13 protein-coding genes, 1 pseudogene and 1 riboswitch are annotated in these 15,233 nt (G+C 72.5%); of the genes and pseudogenes, 9 read left to right on the forward strand and 5 right to left on the reverse strand.

The window, feature by feature from the left end:
- The first annotated feature begins 153 nt into the window (after positions 1-153).
- The 4 genes from IO40_RS0104845 to IO40_RS0104860 are packed head-to-tail and all read left to right on the forward strand — an operon-like array spanning position 154 to position 4,512.
- Positions 154-1,581 carry an ABC transporter substrate-binding protein gene (locus tag IO40_RS0104845; protein ID WP_106967457.1) on the forward strand — a complete coding sequence of 476 codons (1,428 nt, stop codon included), beginning with the start codon at positions 154-156 and terminating at the stop codon, positions 1,579-1,581.
- Positions 1,578-2,609: a carbohydrate ABC transporter permease gene (locus IO40_RS0104850; protein ID WP_016468656.1), complete on the forward strand. Its 1,032-nt coding sequence runs from the start codon at positions 1,578-1,580 to the stop codon at positions 2,607-2,609. The genes IO40_RS0104845 and IO40_RS0104850 overlap by 4 nt, the downstream gene beginning before the upstream one ends.
- Positions 2,606-3,472 carry a carbohydrate ABC transporter permease gene (locus IO40_RS0104855; RefSeq protein ID WP_016468657.1) on the forward strand — a complete coding sequence of 289 codons (867 nt, stop codon included), beginning with the start codon at positions 2,606-2,608 and terminating at the stop codon, positions 3,470-3,472. The genes IO40_RS0104850 and IO40_RS0104855 overlap by 4 nt, the downstream gene beginning before the upstream one ends.
- Positions 3,473-3,501: 29 nt before the next feature.
- Positions 3,502-4,512 (forward strand): hydroxyacid dehydrogenase, encoded by a 1,011-nt coding sequence (locus tag IO40_RS0104860; RefSeq protein WP_016468658.1) that lies wholly within the window; start codon positions 3,502-3,504, stop codon positions 4,510-4,512.
- Between the two features lie 93 nt (positions 4,513-4,605).
- Here the strand turns inward: IO40_RS0104860 and IO40_RS0104865 are convergent, their stop codons facing one another.
- Positions 4,606-5,415, reverse strand: coding sequence for a LysM peptidoglycan-binding domain-containing protein (locus tag IO40_RS0104865; RefSeq protein ID WP_016468659.1), 810 nt, complete (start codon positions 5,413-5,415; stop codon positions 4,606-4,608).
- A gap of 4 nt (positions 5,416-5,419) precedes the next feature.
- Positions 5,420-5,588: riboswitch (cyclic di-AMP (ydaO/yuaA leader) on the reverse strand.
- Between the two features lie 558 nt (positions 5,589-6,146).
- Positions 6,147-6,371, reverse strand: coding sequence for a hypothetical protein (locus IO40_RS0104870; protein ID WP_016468660.1), 225 nt, complete (start codon positions 6,369-6,371; stop codon positions 6,147-6,149).
- A gap of 98 nt (positions 6,372-6,469) precedes the next feature.
- Here IO40_RS0104870 and map point away from each other — a divergent pair, with 98 nt between their 5' ends.
- The 3 genes from map (at position 6,470) to IO40_RS0104885 (ending at position 9,477) form a co-directional block, all read left to right on the forward strand.
- Positions 6,470-7,327, forward strand: a complete 858-nt coding sequence (map, locus tag IO40_RS0104875; RefSeq protein ID WP_016468661.1) for a type I methionyl aminopeptidase — start codon at positions 6,470-6,472, stop codon at positions 7,325-7,327.
- 142 nt (positions 7,328-7,469) lie between these two features.
- Positions 7,470-8,153 carry a biliverdin-producing heme oxygenase gene (locus IO40_RS0104880; RefSeq protein WP_016468662.1) on the forward strand — a complete coding sequence of 228 codons (684 nt, stop codon included), beginning with the start codon at positions 7,470-7,472 and terminating at the stop codon, positions 8,151-8,153.
- A gap of 130 nt (positions 8,154-8,283) precedes the next feature.
- The gene (locus IO40_RS0104885; protein ID WP_016468663.1) at positions 8,284-9,477 is read left to right on the forward strand and encodes an RtcB family protein; all 1,194 of its coding nucleotides are present in this window, start codon (positions 8,284-8,286) and stop codon (positions 9,475-9,477) included.
- A gap of 434 nt (positions 9,478-9,911) precedes the next feature.
- Here the strand turns inward: IO40_RS0104885 and IO40_RS0104890 are convergent, their stop codons facing one another.
- Both IO40_RS0104890 and IO40_RS33130 read right to left on the reverse strand, forming a co-directional pair.
- On the reverse strand, positions 9,912-10,277 hold the full coding sequence (locus IO40_RS0104890) for a MerR family transcriptional regulator (protein ID WP_031174926.1): 366 nt from the start codon (positions 10,275-10,277) through the stop codon (positions 9,912-9,914).
- A 53-nt stretch (positions 10,278-10,330) separates the two neighbouring features.
- Positions 10,331-11,067, reverse strand: a pseudogene (locus IO40_RS33130) (SDR family NAD(P)-dependent oxidoreductase).
- Between the two features lie 387 nt (positions 11,068-11,454).
- Here IO40_RS33130 and IO40_RS0104900 point away from each other — a divergent pair.
- Positions 11,455-12,972, forward strand: a complete 1,518-nt coding sequence (locus tag IO40_RS0104900) for a sugar transferase (RefSeq protein ID WP_078659794.1) — start codon at positions 11,455-11,457, stop codon at positions 12,970-12,972.
- 24 nt (positions 12,973-12,996) lie between these two features.
- On the opposite strand, the gene IO40_RS0104905 is transcribed toward IO40_RS0104900, so the two are convergent.
- Entirely contained in the window at positions 12,997-14,001 is a 1,005-nt protein-coding gene (locus tag IO40_RS0104905) for a GDP-L-fucose synthase family protein (protein WP_031174927.1), read from the reverse strand.
- Between the two features lie 155 nt (positions 14,002-14,156).
- Here IO40_RS0104905 and gmd point away from each other — a divergent pair, with 155 nt between their 5' ends.
- The gene (gmd, locus tag IO40_RS0104910) at positions 14,157-15,173 is read left to right on the forward strand and encodes a GDP-mannose 4,6-dehydratase (RefSeq protein ID WP_016468668.1); all 1,017 of its coding nucleotides are present in this window, start codon (positions 14,157-14,159) and stop codon (positions 15,171-15,173) included.
- The last annotated feature ends 60 nt before the right edge of the window (positions 15,174-15,233 follow it).

Consider the following 15,233-nt stretch of genomic DNA (forward strand, 5'->3'; position numbering starts at 1 on the left):
CGGGGCCCCTGCGGCGTGGCGCCGGTCCGGTCAACACCCGTCCACACTCGATCGTTTGAGCGTTTCACTTTCCTCTGATCGTTCCATTGACCTCTTCCGGTCGGGCGCTCAGGATGCGGGTGTTCCCCTCCTCTCCCGAAGGAGGCATCCCCCGTGCACCGACGACGCGCACCGCGGCGGCCGGGCCCCGCCGATGACGCCGCACGAACCGGCCGCACCCCCCGCACCCGTCCCCGCCGTCACCGTCACCGTCCCCGTCCTCGTCCTTGTCCCCGTCCCCTGATCGCCGTACTGGCCCTCCTCCCGCTGCTGCTGGCCACCGCCTGCGCCGGCGGCGGGGCCGGCACCGCGCGGGCCGGAGAGGGCCGGGTCCGCATCACCTTCTGGTCCGCGCTGCGGGGCAGTCAGCAGGTGGTGGACGCGTACAACAGGAGCCAACGCCGCGTCCACGTCGACTTCGAGCAGGTGCCCTCCGGCCAGCAGGGCGGGTACGCGAAGCTGAGCAACGCCGCCCGCGCCGGCAACGCGCCGGACGTCGCCACCATCGAGTACCCGCAGGTACCCGGCTTCGCCATCGACGGCGTGGCCCGCGACCTCACCCCGCTGCTCGGCGAGCGGCTGCGTGCCCGGCTGCTGCCGCAGGCGCTGGCCCTGACCACGTTCGAGGGCCGCACCTTCAGCGTGCCGCTGGACGTGGAGCCGATGGTCTTCCTCTACCGCCGTGACCTGTTCGCGGCGCACCACATCGCGGTGCCCCGCACCTGGGCCCAGTTCGAGCGGGCGGCCCGCGAGGTCAGGCGGGCCGCCCCCGGCTCCCGTATCGCGACGTTCCCCACCGACGGCGGCCACCATCTGGCGGGGCTGGCCTGGCAGGCGGGGGCCCGCTGGTTCGACACGGCGGGCGGCACCTGGTCGGTCTCCATGACGGACCGGCCCACCCGCAAGGTCGCCGCCTACTGGCAGCGGCTGATCGACCGCGGCCTGGTCTTCCTCAACCCCGTGGACACCCAGGCGGGGTCGGCGCAGATCGGCCGGGGTGAGGTCTTCGGCAAACTGACGGCCGCCTGGGACGCGGGCGGGATGATGGCCGCCCAGCCCGGCCAGCACGGCAAGTGGGGCGTGGCGCCGCTCCCCCAGTGGGACCCGCACCGTCCCCGGCTGGGGGTCATGGGCGGCTCCACGTTCGCCGTCACCAAGGACAGCGCGCATCCGCGGGCGGCCATGGACTTCATCGAGTGGCAGGTCTCCAGCCCCGACTCGCTGCGGGCGCGGCTCTCCAGCGGTGTCAGCAGCCAGTACCCGGCCGTCACGGATCTGGTGCCGGTCGCCCGCAAGGCCATGGACACCCGCTACTTCGCGGGCCAGGACATCTACGCCCTCTTCCGGCGGGAGGCGGGGCTCATCTCGCGGCGCTGGACGTGGGGGCCGCGGATGACGGCCACTTTGCGGACCGTCCAGGACGGGCTGGCCCGCGCCGGGGACGGTGACGGCACCGTGTGGACCGCGCTGCGCGAGGGGGAACGCGCGACGATGCCGGACCTGGAGGCCCTCGGCCTCGACGCGCGCCGGGTGGTGCGGTGAGCACCGCACCCAGCCCCGTCCCGGCCGGGGTGGGCCGGGGCCCGGACGCGGCGGCCGGGCCCGCCGAGCAGGGCGCCCGCCGGTCCCGGGCGCGCACCCGGCGGTCCGCGCGGCGGGGGGCGGGGGCGGCGTGCGCCGCCTTGATGACGCCGTTCTTCCTGCTGCTGGTCCTCGTCTTCCTGCTGCCGGTGGGCGTCGCCGTCTGGCTGAGCTTCTTCGGCGACGACCAGCCCGAGCTCGGCTTCGGCCCGGAACGCACCGTCTTCACCGGGCTGCGCAGCTACCGCGCGGTGCTCACCGACCCGACCTTCCTCCGCGGTCTGGGCACCACCGCCCTCTACTGCCTGGTCCACCTCCCGCTCATGGTGGTCCTCTCGCTCGCCCTGGCGCTGCTGCTGGACTCGGGGGCGGCCCGGCTGCGGCGTACGGCGCAGTTGGCGCTGTTCCTGCCGCACGCGGTGCCCGGCATCATCGCCGCCGTCATCTGGCTGTACCTGTACACGCCGGGGCTGAGCCCGGTGATCGGCCTGCTGGACTCGGCCGGTGTCCGGGTGGACCTGCTCGGGGTGGACACCGTGCTGCCGTCCGTCGTCAACATCGCGCTGTGGAGCAACCTGGGCTACAACGTCGTCATCTTCTACGCCGCGCTCCAGGCCGTGCCGCGCGAGGTGACGGAGGCGGCGCTGGTGGACGGCGCCGGCCCGGTGCGCACGGCGCTGCTCGTCAAGGTGCCGCTGGTGCGCGGTTCCGCCGTGATGGTGGTGCTCTTCACGCTGATCTGGTCGCTCCAGCTGTTCACCGAGCCCATGCTGCTCAGCCAGGCCAGTCCGGTGGTGGGGGCCCGCTGGACGCCGAACATGTACATCTACGACGCCGCCTTCACCCGCAACAACTACGGTCTGGCCGCCGCCGCTTCCGTCGTCCTGCTGGCCGTCACCGTGGCCCTCTCCTACGCGGTGGGCCGGTGGAGCACCCGGGGCGCCAGGCCGGGCGGGCCCGGACGGACCGGCGAGGGAGGTCCCCGATGAGCGACCCGGTCTCCCCGCGGGCCGCCCGGCCCCGGCTGCTGGGCAGGACGGCCGTGAACGCGGTGGTGTGGCTGTCCGTCCTCTACACGCTGCTGCCGGTGCTGTGGCTGCTGCTGGCCGCCGCCAAGGACCGCGACGCGCTCTTCAGCAGCGACCTGCTGTCCCCGGGCGACTTCTCCTTCGCCGCGAACATCAGGGCGCTCCTGGACATGGAGGACGGCGTCTTCGCCCGCTGGTACCTCAACAGCCTGCTGTACGCGGTCGGTGGCGCCGCCCTCGGTTCGCTGATCAGCGTGGCGTGCGGGTACGCCTTCGACAAGTACCGCTTCCGCGCCAAGGAGAAGCTGTTCTCCCTGGTGCTGGCCGGGGTGATGGTGCCGCCGACGGTACTGGCGCTGCCGCTGTACCTGATGGCCTCCGGCATCGGTGTGGTCAACACCTTCTGGTCGGTGTTCGTCCCCGTGCTCTTCAACCCCTTCGGGGTGTACCTGGGGCGGGTCTTCAGCCAGGGGTACGTGCCGGACGAGGTGCTGGAGGCCGCGCGGGTGGACGGCGCGGGAGAGCTGGCCTCCTTCTTCCGGGTGGCGCTGCGGATGCTGGGGCCGGGGCTGGTGACGGTCTTCCTCTTCCAGCTCACCGCGATCTGGAACAACTTCTTCCTGCCGATGGTGATGCTCTCGGACCAGTCGCTCTTCCCCGTCAGCCTCGGCCTGTACGTGTGGAACAGCGCCGCCGTGGTCACGCCCGACTACTACCCCGTCGTGATCGCCGGCTCGCTGCTGGCCGTGCTGCCGCTGGTCGCCGCGTTCGTGCTGTTGCAGCGGTACTGGCGGTCCGGGCTGACCGCGGGCAGCGTCAAATGAAGACCCGACCGGACGATCCTTGGAGCCGTATGTCCCACACCCGGCCTGTTGTCGCCCTCGCCATGTCCCAGGAGGCGGCGGACGCGGTGGTCAAGCCGGCGGTCAGACGCCGGCTGGAGGAGTCCGTCCTGCTGCGGCCCCGGCTGCTGACGGAGTTCACCTCGGCGGCGGCACGCGAGACGCTGGCCGAGGCGGAGCTGCTGCTCACCGGGTGGGGCTGTCCCCCGCTGGACGCGACGGCGCTCGCGCACGCGCCGAGGCTGCGGGCGGTGGCGCACACGGCGGGCAGCGTGCGGGGACATGTCACCGAAGCGTGCTGGGCCCGCGGCATCGAGGTCTCCTCGGCCGCCGCCGCCAACGCCGTGCCGGTGGCCGAGTACACCCTGGCGATGATCCTGCTGGCCAACAAGCGGGTGCTGGAGGCGGCCCGCGACTATCGCCGACGACGGGACAGGGCCGGCCTGGTCTCCTCGGACGGCACGCTGGGCAACCACCGCCGTACGGTCGGCATCCTGAGTGCCTCGCTCGTCGGCCGCCGGGTCATGGAGCTGCTGGCCCCGCACGAGCTGCGCGTCCTGCTCTACGACCCGTACGTGACCGCGGCCGGGGCGGCCGAGCTGGGCGCCGTCAAGGCGGAGCTGACCGAGGTGTTCGCGGCGAGCGACGTCGTCAGCGTCCACACGCCGCTGCTGCCCGCCACCCGCGGGCTGGTCGGCCGCCCGCAGCTGGCCGCGCTGCGGGACGGCGCCACCTTGATCAACACGGCGCGGGGCGCGGTCGTCGACCAGGAGGCACTCACCGCCGAGCTGCTCAGCGGCCGGCTGCGGGCGGTGCTGGATGTGACGGAGCCGGAGGTGCTGCCCGCCGGGCACCCGCTGTGGGAGTGCGAGAACGTGCTGCTGACCCCGCATCTGGCCGGCTCGCAGGGCAACGAGCTGGACCGGCTGGTGGAGCTGGCCGTCGCGGAGGTGCGGCGCTGGGCGGCGGGTGAGGGGTTCGCCTGCCCGGTGCCGCCCGGGCGCCGGGAGCTGCTGGCCTGACCGGGCCGTGCGGGTACGCCGACTGCCCGCCACCCGAGGGGAAGAGGTGACGGGCAGTCGGGGCGTGAGGCTCGCTCAAGCGCCTCGGTCCGGTCAGTACGGGCCGTTGACGTTGTCGATCGAGCCGTAGCGGTCGGCCGCGTAGTTGCAGGCGGCGACGATGTTGGCGACCGGGTCGCGCAGGTCCTGGGCGGTGCCCTGGACGTGGTAGGCGTCGAACGTCGGCTGGATCACCTGGAGCAGGCCGATCGACGGGGTGCCGTTCTGGGCGTTGATGTCCCAGTTGTTGATGGCGTTCGGGTTACCGGCCGACTCCCGGATGATGTTGCGGTGGATGCCCTCGTAGCTGCCGGGGATGCCGTGCTGCTTCATGACGGCCAGCGCCTCGTTGATCCAGCCGTCGAGGTTGTCCGACCGGGTGGGGTGGACGACGCCGGACTGCTGCGCGGTGGTGCGGGGGGCGCTCTGGGCCTCGCCGCCCTCGGCGGCACCCTTGTCGGCGCTGTCGTCGGCGCTCTTGTCGGCGTCGTCGGCGGTGGGCAGGGTCAGCCGCTGGCCGGGGTGGATCAGGTTCGGGTTGCCGCCCACGGTCTGCCGGTTGGCGTCGTAGACGCCCTTCCAGCCGCCCTCGACGTCGTGGTCGACGGCGATGCGGTACAGGGTGTCGCCGGCTTCGACGGTGTAGGACGACGCGCCGGACTCCTGCTCGCTCTTCACCTGCTGGGCGGCGGGGGCGTGCGCCTGGACGTGGGCGGGGGCCGGCGCCGCGCTCGCGCTGCCCGCGGTGAGCAGCGGGGCGGCGATACCGGCACCGCCCGCGGCGATCACCAAGGAAATGCGGGAAACGCGCCGGGAATGGGACTGGAAGGTGTTGCGCACGCGGCCATGAAGGTCACGGAACATGTGGGGGTCCTCTCCTGGCGCCTGCGAGGTGAGCTGTCGGATTCGGGCTGGAGTGGCCCGGCCGGAACCCCGTGCTTTCGCACAGGGAACCGGCTTCACCCCGAGCCGTTCCGCACGGTGGCGGCACGGCACAAGTGGGTCCCCCGCTCCTGCCGGATGAGTGGTCTGGTCTGCCGTCCACCGGCCGGGCGGCAGGATTCGGCGCCCCGGCGGTGGATCTTCCGACGGCCGTCGGTGTCGGAAGCGAGGGACACGGAAACACAGCGAATTCGTTTTGGACAAGGCGAGACGGGGGAATTACTAATGAGCCTAGTATTTGATCAACGAATTCTTGGACGCTGCGCTGTGGATCATTTCCTCAGCGTGAAAGGGCGCAGAGTGCCGAGTTTTCCGAAATGGCCTTGCCGGCAAGCGGATTGGGGCCGGAAAGGCTTTTCCCGCGTCAATACCGGCGGCGGGCCTGTGATTCCGGCCACGAAGAGGGGAGAAACCCCCTCAAATCGCCCGCACGAGGACATCTCTCCCCTTGTGTCCATAAGTTGCGCGATTGTCCGGCGAACCCGCCCGCCACGCCCGTCCCCTGGCACCGGCCCGCACGCCCGCCGCGCCCGGCGGCAGCGCCCTCGCCGCGGCGGCGGCCACCGAACACACACGAGGACGGGCTCGCCCGGACGGTGTGCACCGTCCGGGCGAGCCCGTCCTCACATGTGTCCGAGCCCCGGTGGCGTCTCTCAGCTCTCGGAGCCCCGGGACCCGTCGCGCCAGCGGGGGTCGCTCTCCCACTCGGACGTCCGCTCCCGGGCCGTCTGGAGCGCGCGCTCGGCCTCCTCACGGCTGGCATACGGGCCCATCCGGTTCTTCCCCGGCGACTGCGGGCCCTCCTCGACCGTTCCGGTCTCCACGTTGAAGAACCACTCACCTGGCTTGCCGACGGTCTTGCGCTTGAACAGAGCCATGCGGGCATGATCCCGTAACCGGGCCCGGTGCGCACCACCCCGGGGGCCGTCCGGGCGGGCCCGGACGGCGGCGGCAAGGCCCGTCTAGACTCGCTGACATGTCTGGCCAGTCACTTCTCGTCCCCGGCAAGCTCTCCCCGCCGCGTGCCGTACCCGCCTCGATCCCGCGTCCCGAGTACGTGGGCAAGCCCGCACCCACCCCGTACGACGGGCCCGAGGTGCAGGACGCGGAGACGATCGAGAAGATGCGCGTCGCCGGGCGGATCGCCGCCCGCGCCATGGAGGAGGCGGCCAAGCACATCGCCCCCGGCGTCACCACGGACAAGCTGGACGAGGTGGCGCACCAGTACATGATCGACCACGGCGCCTACCCTTCCACGCTCGGCTACCGGTCGTTCCCCAAGTCGCTGTGCACCTCCGTCAACGAGGTCATCTGCCACGGCATCCCCGACTCCACGGTGCTGCGCGACGGCGACATCGTGAACCTGGACGTCACCGCCTACGTGGACGGCGTGCACGGCGACAACAACGCCACCTATCTGTGCGGCGAGGTGGACGAGGAATCACGGCTGCTGGTGGAGCGGACCCGGGAGGCGCTCAACCGCGCGATCAAGGCCGTCAAGCCGGGTCGGCGACTCAACGTCATCGGCCGCGTCATCGAGTCGTACGCCAAGCGTTTCGGCTACGGCGTCGTCCGGGACTTCACCGGGCACGGCATCAACACCTCCTTCCACTCCGGACTGATCGTCCCGCACTACGACGACCCGCGGGCGACCACCGTGATGCGGCCCGGCATGACGTTCACCATCGAGCCGATGCTGACGCTGGGCACCCACGAGTGGGACATGTGGGACGACGGCTGGACGGTCGTCACGAAGGACCGCAGGCGCACCGCACAGTTCGAGCACACCCTTGTGGTCACCGAGACGGGAGCGGACATCCTGACACTCCCGTGACGAGGCTTCCGCGGGCCCGCGGAGGGGTACGTGTTTCCCGACAGGGTGTCGGCAACTCCTTGACTTAGGTTTACCTAAGTAGCAGGATCGCTCCCTGTCGGAGCACGTACGCCCGACGTCCGTCCAGCCCCGGGAGACAGCCGTGCCCCCTGCCGCCTCGCCCTCGCCGGACCCCGCCCCCGCCTTCTCCGCCCTCATCCGCACCGCCTCGCACGCCCAGCACACCGAGGCCGAGAGCTCCGCCTTCATGAGCGAGATGCTCGGCGGCCGGCTCGGCGTGGAGGCGTACACCCGCTACACCGAACAGCTCTGGTTCATCTACGCCGCGCTGGAGGGCGCCGCCGCCGACCTGGCCGGCGACCCGGTCGCCGGGCCCTTCGTCCGCGGCGAACTCTTCCGGCTCCCCGCATTGGAGCGGGACCTGGCCCACCTCCACGGCGACGCCGACTGGCGCCGCACGGTCCGCCCCCTGCCCGCCACCGCCGCCTACGCGGACCGCATCGCCGAGGTCGCCCGCACCTGGCCCGGCGGCTACGTCGCCCACCACTACACCCGCTATCTCGGCGACCTGTCCGGCGGCCAGGTCATCCGCGGCACCGCCGAGAAGACCTGGGGCTTCGCCCGCAAGGGCGACGGCGTCCGCTTCTACGTGTTCGACGCCATCGACAACCCGGCCGCCTTCAAGCGCGAATACCGCGCCCTGCTGGACGCGCTGCCCTGCGACGAGCTGGAGAAGCACCGCGTCGTCGAGGAATGCAAGCACGCTTTCGCGCTGAACACGGCGGTCTTCCGCGACCTGGGCAGCCGTTTCCGGCTGAGCGCCTGAACAGGAAAACCCTTTGCCGCCGCGGGCGCGCGGCGGCGCACAATGTGGGACGGGAACGCCGCCCGGTCTCGGGGCGGCCTCCCGTCCTTTGTCTTGTTCTTCGGGGGAATCACGGGGAGTTGAGCCTGCCATGAGTCACGTCGAGATGCCCGGGGCCCGGGTGCCGATCCGGATGTGGACCGACCCGGCGACCGTGGAGGACGCGGCCCTGCGACAGCTCCAGAACGTCGCGACACTGCCGTGGATCAAGGGCCTGGCCGTGATGCCCGACGTGCACTACGGCAAGGGCGCGACGGTCGGCTCCGTGATCGCCATGCACGGTGCCGTCTGCCCGGCCGCCGTCGGGGTGGACATCGGCTGCGGAATGTCCGCGGTACGCACCTCGCTGACGGCGAACGACCTGCCCGGCGACCTGTCGCGGCTGCGCTCGCGGATCGAGTCGGCCATCCCGGTCGGCCGCGCCATGCACGACGAGCCGGTGGACCCGGGCGACGTGCACGGGCTGCCGACCTCGGGCTGGGACGACTTCTGGGCGCGGTTCGGCGGCGTCGCCGAGGCCGTACGGTTCCGGCAGGAGCGGGCCACCAAGCAGATGGGCACCCTGGGCGGGGGCAACCACTTCATCGAGGTCTGCCTCGACACCGAGGACCGGGTGTGGCTGATGCTCCACTCCGGTTCCCGCAACATCGGCAAGGAGCTGGCGGACTTCCACATCGGCCAGGCGCAGAAGCTGCCGCACAACCAGGGGCTGGTCGACCGGGATCTGGCCGTCTTCGTCGCGGACACCCCGCAGATGGCCGCCTACCGGCACGACCTGTTCTGGGCCCAGGAGTACGCCAAGCACAACCGGGCGCTGATGATGGGGCTGCTCAAGGACGTGGTGCGCAAGGAGTTCAAGAAGGCGAAGCCCCGCTTCGAGGAGACGATCTCCTGCCACCACAACTACGTGGCCGAGGAGCGGTACGACGGGCTGGACCTGCTGGTCACCCGGAAGGGCGCCATCCGGGCGGGCAGCGGCGAGTACGGGATCATCCCCGGCTCGATGGGCACCGGCTCCTACATCGTCAAGGGGCTGGGGAACGCGGCGTCGTTCAACTCCGCCTCCCACGGCGCCGGCCGGCGGATGAGCAGGAACGCGGCGAAGAAGCGTTTCTCCGAGCGTGACCTGGTGGAGCAGACGCGGGGCGTGGAGTGCCGCAAGGACGCGGGCGTGGTGGACGAGATCCCCGGCGCGTACAAGCCGATCGAGCGCGTCATCGACCAGCAGCGCGACCTGGTGGAGGTCGTCGCCAAGCTCAAGCAGGTCGTCTGCGTCAAGGGATGAGGCCGGGCCCGGAGCTGAACGGGGGTCAGCTCCGGGCCCCCGGGCACACCCGGCCCGGATCTCCGCTGTCGACGGCCCGGACCCCGGCACGCCGGTCCGGACCACGACGGTGTCCGGCCCCGCATGTCGGCCCCGGTCTGCGTATGTCGGTCCGGGTCTGCGCATGTCGGTCCGGGTCTTCGTATGTCGTTTCGGGTCTTCTCGTGTAGGTCCCGACCTTCGCACGTCGGTCCGGGCCTTCGCACGTCGGCCGCCGCCCTCGCACGTCGGCCCGGTTCTCCGCACCTCGGTCCGGGCCTCGCACGTCGGTCCGGGCCTCCACACGCCGGCCCCCACCCCCGCACGTCGGTTCGTCCCGTACGAGGAACGGGGGCCGTACGGGCGCGGGGCGGGGCCCCACCAGGTGGCGGCCCCCGCCGAGGCGCGGAGTACCGTCAGGCGGCCGGGCGGGAGCGCGAGGCGTGGCGGAGGGCCGCTCGCAGGCGGTCGCGGATCTCGGTCTGGGCGGCGATGCGGGCCTCCAGCACCGCGAGGCGTTCCTCGGCGATCCGCAGGCCCTGCGGGGAGGGCGGTGCCGTCGCGATGTCGCCGTCGAGGCAGCCGGCGAAGAACCGCACGTCCTCCAGCGTCAGCCCCGCCTCCAGCAGCAGCCGTATGTTGCGCACCCGCACTTCGGCGGACGCGTCATGGACGCGGTAGCCGTTGGCGGCCCTCTCGGAGGTGAGCAGCCCCGCCTGCTCGTAGTGGCGCAGCGCTCTCGCCGTGGTGCCCGTCCGCCGGGCCAGCTCGCCGATCCGCACGGTCTCCTCCCCCGTGTGCGACAACAAGTCCGGGAGGAGAGATACCACGGGCGTCATGCCACCACGGCCCCGCCGTCCACGGGCAGCACCGCGCCGGTGACGAACGACGCCTCGCCCGCGGCCAGTCCGGCGACGGCCCACGCCACCTCCTCGGGAGTGCCCCTGCGGCGCAGCGGGGTGTGGGCGATCTGCCAGTCCCGGACGGCCTGATCCTCCTCGGGGCTGAGGCCGCGGTGTGCACCGATGGGGGTCTCGATGGCCCCCGGGGCGACGGCCACGACACGGACGCCGTGCGGCGCCAGGTCCACGGCCCAGCCGCGGGTGAGGGTCTCCAGTGCGGTCTTCGTCCCGGCGTAGAGGGAGTTGCCGGGCCAGGCCCGCAGGCCGACGGCGGTGGTGATGTTGACGACGACACCGCCCTCGGGGGCTTCCTTGAGCGGCTTCAGCGCGGCCTGCGTCAGCAGGACGGGGGCGACGAGGTTGGTGGCGAGCTGGGTCTCGATGCCCGCGCGGGTGTATGTGCCGAGGCTCTCGCCGGTGACGATGCCCGCGTTGTTGACGAGGACGTCGAGGCGGCCGGTGGCCCGAAGCGCCGCGGCCACGATCCGCCGGGGTGCGTCCGGGTCGGTGAGGTCGGCGGCGAACGGGGTGATGGTGCCGGTCCCGGGCCGGGTGGCGGTCTCGCGCAGCGGTGCTTCGCGCCGTCCCACCGCGAGCACATGGGCGCCCGCGACGCGAACACGCGTGAGATGGCCCGTCCGATGCCGGCGCCGGCGCCGGTGACCACCACCGTGCGGGCCCCCGCGGACGGTACCGGGGAAGGCGGGGAGGACTGGGCGGACGGGGAGGACTGGGCGGAGGGGGCAGGGGCCGTGGACGGGGTGGAGGGAGAGGTCGTCTCGGTCATGCCCCGCATCCTGGAACCCTGCCGCCTGCGTCAAGGTCAAGCGCTCCGGGCCGGGTTCCCGGCGGCGCGGGGATGTGATGTGGCGAATCACCCGGAATATACGCGTCGTGCGCTACAACCCCCACCGCACTCTCCGCACTTCTTACGGGGAAGTGAGCGGATGGCCACGCTGTGTACTCACATGGCTTAAGGTCTGGTGGTTGTCGGCGCATCACCACAAAGGTGAGGGTTCCGTGCGCTGTGTGGGGTTCCGCGTACCTGGGGGGGTTCATGCGGCGCGACTTCGCGTCTGTGTCCACGGTGGGCGAGCCGGCCGGACCGGAACCGGAAAGAGGCCGCACCACCGGCGGGGTGCCCGCCCGGACGCGCGGCACCCGCGAGAAGCCGGGCTGGTACCGTCCCGCAGCCCTGGCCGTGGACACCCTCGGCAGCGCCCTGCCCGTCGCGCTGCTCTTCCACGGGGCCGGGCAGCCGCACACCGTCGCCGCGACGCTCACCGTCTGTCCGGCCTGGCTGGGGGTGCTGGCCGCGCACCGCCGGTACGGGGCCCGCCGGCTCGGGGAGGCCCGGGGGCTGCTGGCCACGGTCCACGACTGGCTGACGCTCGTCGGGGTCCTCGCCGTCGTACGCGTGGTGACCGGGGAGGACTCGCCGCCCGCCGTGGCGCTGCTCGCGCTGGTCCCCGCGCCGTTGCTGACGGCGCTGTGCCGGGCGCTGACCCACCGCCATCTGACCGCCCAGCGCCGGCAGGCGCACGCCGTACGGCGGGCCCTGGTGGTCGGTGAGGGCGGGGCGGTGGACCGTGTGGTCGAGCAGCTCGCCACCCGGACCGACCACCCCTACGTCGTCATCGGCGCCGTCCTGGTCGGCCCCGCCGCCCAGCACAGCGGTGTGCCGGACGCCGGGCAGCTGGCCGCCGCACCGGCCGGTCCCGGCACGGACGGCGCCGGCCCGGACGCGGCGGCGGTACTGACCGCCGCCCGGCTGCACCACGCCGAGACCGTACTGGTGGCGCCGGGCACCCTGCTGTGCGGCGAGCGGCTGCGCACCCTCGTGTGGGCGGTACAGGACGCGGGGCTGCCGCTGGTCGTCTCCTCGGGGCTCACCGATGTGGCCCTGCGGCGGTTGCGGCCCGCCACCGCCGCGGGGCTCCATCTGCTCCATGTGGAGCCGCCGCTGCGGCGCGGCCCGCAACTGGTGGCCAAGGGCGCCCTCGACCGGGTCGGGGCCGCGCTCGGACTGGTGCTGCTCGCCCCGCTGTTCGCCCTCGTCGCACTGGCCGTCCGGCTCGACTCACCGGGGCCGGCGCTCTACCGGCAGACCAGGATCGGCCGGCGCGGGGTGCCGTTCACCATGTGGAAGTTCCGCTCGATGACGACGGACGCCGACCGGCTGCGGCCCCGCCTCGCCGCCGTCAACGAGGTGGACGGGCCGCTGTTCAAGATGCGCGCCGATCCGCGGGTGACCCGGGTGGGCCGGGTGCTGCGGCGCACCTCGCTGGACGAGCTGCCGCAGCTGGTGAACGTGGTGCGCGGCGAGATGTCGCTGGTGGGCCCGCGTCCGCCGCTGCCCGCGGAGGTGGCGGCCTACGGGGCGACGGCGCGGCGCCGGCTGCTGGTCAAACCGGGGCTGACGGGGCCGTGGCAGGTGAGCGGGCGCTCGGACCTGTCCTGGGACGAGAGCCTGGCGCTGGATCTGGGCTACACGGACAACTGGTCGCTGACGACGGACCTGGACCTGCTGGCCCGCACCGTGCGGGCCGTGGTGGACGGAAGGGGCGCCTACTGAATGGATCCCCTGCGGCCCGCCCCGTCACGCGGTGCGCTGTGCGCTCGCCTCCAGCCACCATGCGTAGGTGGTCGCGATGCCCTCGCGCAGCGGGATGCGCGGCCTGAACCCGAGCGCGAACAGCCTGCTGACGTCGAGGAGTTTGCGCGGCGTGCCGTCGGGGCGCTGCGGGTCCCAGGCGATGCGGCCCCGGTAGCCGACCACGTCGGCGACCGTGGCGGCCAGTTCGGCGACGGTCAGGTCCTGGCCGCAGCCGACGTTGACCGGCATGGGCCCGTCGTAGTCGCGCAGCAGCAGCACACAGGCCCGCGCCAGATCGTCGACGTGCAGGAACTCGCGGCGCGGCGTACCGCTGCCCCACAGCACCACCTGCTCGGCGCCCTCCCGTGCGGCCTCGTGGAGGCGGCGGACGAGCGCGGGAAGGACGTGCGAGGTCTCCAGGTCGAAGTTGTCGCCGGGGCCGTAGAGATTGGTGGGCATCGCGCAGATGTAGGAGGCGCCGTACTGCTCGCGGTAGGCGCGGATCTGGGCGATGCCGGCGATCTTCGCGAGGGCGTACGGCTCGTTGGTCGGCTCCAGCGGGCCGGTCAGCAGGGCCTCCTCGGGGATCGGCTGCGGCGCGTGCCGGGGGTAGATGCACGACGACCCGAGGAACAGCAGCCGGGGCACACCGGCGGCGTGGGCGCCGGAGACGACGCTGAGCTGGATGCGCAGGTTGTCCTCCAGGAACGGCACCGGCCGGGTCGAGTTCGCCATGATCCCGCCGACCTTCGCCGCGGCGAGGACCACCGCGTCCGGACGTATCCGGCGCAGCCAGCGGCGGGTGGTGTCCGCGTCCCGCAGGTCGAGCGCGGTGCGGTCGCGGGTGAGCACCTCGTAGCCGTCGGCCGCCAGCCGGCGGGCCACGGCGGACCCCACCAGCCCGCGGTGGCCGGCGACGAAGACGCGGGCGCCGGACGGCAGCAGCGTCCCGGAGCCGGCGGACGAGGGGTGGGGGTGCGCGGGCGTCGTACGCGGCGTCGGCGTCATGCTGCCGGATTCTGCCAGCGAAAGCACCCGCACGGGGGAAGATCCGACAAAAAGCCCGAAGGGGCCCGCGCACACGGCATCGTTCCGGTCAGAGCCCCGGCGGCCCCGGCCCGCTCCGCCCTCACCACCGCATCTTCCACCACCGGGAACGGCACATGAGCAAGAGCGCACTGATCACCGGCATCACCGGCCAGGACGGCTCGTATCTGACCGAGCTGCTGCTGGAGAAGGGCTACACGGTGCACGGTCTGGTCCGCCGCTCCTCGTCCTTCAACACGGGCCGGATCGACCACCTCTACGAGGACCCGCACGACGAGGGCCGCTCCCTCGTCCTGCACCACGCCGACCTGGGGGACGGGGTCGCCCTCGTCAACCTGCTGCGCGACCTGCGTCCGGACGAGGTCTACAACCTGGGCGCCCAGTCCCACGTCCGGGTCTCGTTCGACTCGCCCCTCTACACGGGGGACGTCACCGGCATGGGCACCGTGCGGCTGCTGGAGGCGATCCGGGCCAGCGGCATCGACACCCGTATCTACCAGGCGTCGTCCTCGGAGATGTTCGGCGCGGCACCGCCCCCGCAGAACGAGGCCACCCCCTTCCACCCGCGCAGTCCCTACGGCTGTGCGAAGGTCTTCGGCTACTGGTCGACCGTCAACTACCGCGAGGCGTACGGGCTGTTCGCCGTCAACGGCATCCTCTTCAACCACGAGTCCCCGCGGCGCGGCGAGACGTTCGTGACCCGCAAGATCACCCGGGCCGTGGCCCGCATCCGGGCCGGGCTCCAGCGCCACCTCTACCTGGGCAACCTGGACGCCGTACGGGACTGGGGGTACGCGCCCGAGTACGTCGAGGCGATGTGGCTGATGCTCCAGGCCGACGCGCCGGACGACTACGTGGTGGCCACCGGTGTCGCCACCAGCGTGCGGGACTTCCTCCAGGAGGCGTTCAGAGCCGGCGGGCTCGACTGGGAGGAGCACGTGCGGTTCGACCCCAAGTACGAGCGGCCCAGCGAGGTGGACGCGCTCATCGGGGACGCCGCCAAGGCTCAGGACCGGCTCGGCTGGAAGCCGCGCGTGATGTGGCCCGAACTCGCGCGGCTCATGGTCGAGGCCGACATATCCGCCCTGGACGCGGAGCTGTCGGGGCAGGCGGTGCGCATAGACCGCCGCTGACCCGGCCCCGGGGCCCCGCCGCACCGGGCGCGGGGGCCGCCGGGAGGGACGGGGGCACGG

The organism is Streptomyces albus subsp. albus, assembly GCF_000725885.1.
Classification (GTDB): Bacteria; Actinomycetota; Actinomycetes; order Streptomycetales; family Streptomycetaceae; genus Streptomyces; species Streptomyces albus.

Bases quoted from the DNA above. Each gene is read 5' to 3' on its own strand.
- IO40_RS0104855 (WP_016468657.1), top strand. From the start codon at position 2,606: ATGAGCGACCCGGTCTCCCCGCGGGCCGCCCGGCCCCGGCTGCTGGGC.
- IO40_RS0104860 (WP_016468658.1), top strand. From the start codon at position 3,502: ATGTCCCACACCCGGCCTGTTGTCGCCCTCGCCATGTCCCAGGAGGCG.
- IO40_RS0104865 (WP_016468659.1), bottom strand. From the start codon at position 5,415: ATGTTCCGTGACCTTCATGGCCGCGTGCGCAACACCTTCCAGTCCCAT.
- IO40_RS0104870 (WP_016468660.1), bottom strand. From the start codon at position 6,371: ATGGCTCTGTTCAAGCGCAAGACCGTCGGCAAGCCAGGTGAGTGGTTC.
- map (WP_016468661.1), top strand. From the start codon at position 6,470: ATGTCTGGCCAGTCACTTCTCGTCCCCGGCAAGCTCTCCCCGCCGCGT.
- IO40_RS0104885 (WP_016468663.1), top strand. From the start codon at position 8,284: ATGAGTCACGTCGAGATGCCCGGGGCCCGGGTGCCGATCCGGATGTGG.
- IO40_RS0104900 (WP_078659794.1), top strand. From the start codon at position 11,455: ATGCGGCGCGACTTCGCGTCTGTGTCCACGGTGGGCGAGCCGGCCGGA.
- IO40_RS0104905 (WP_031174927.1), bottom strand. From the start codon at position 14,001: ATGACGCCGACGCCGCGTACGACGCCCGCGCACCCCCACCCCTCGTCC.
- gmd (WP_016468668.1), top strand. From the start codon at position 14,157: ATGAGCAAGAGCGCACTGATCACCGGCATCACCGGCCAGGACGGCTCG.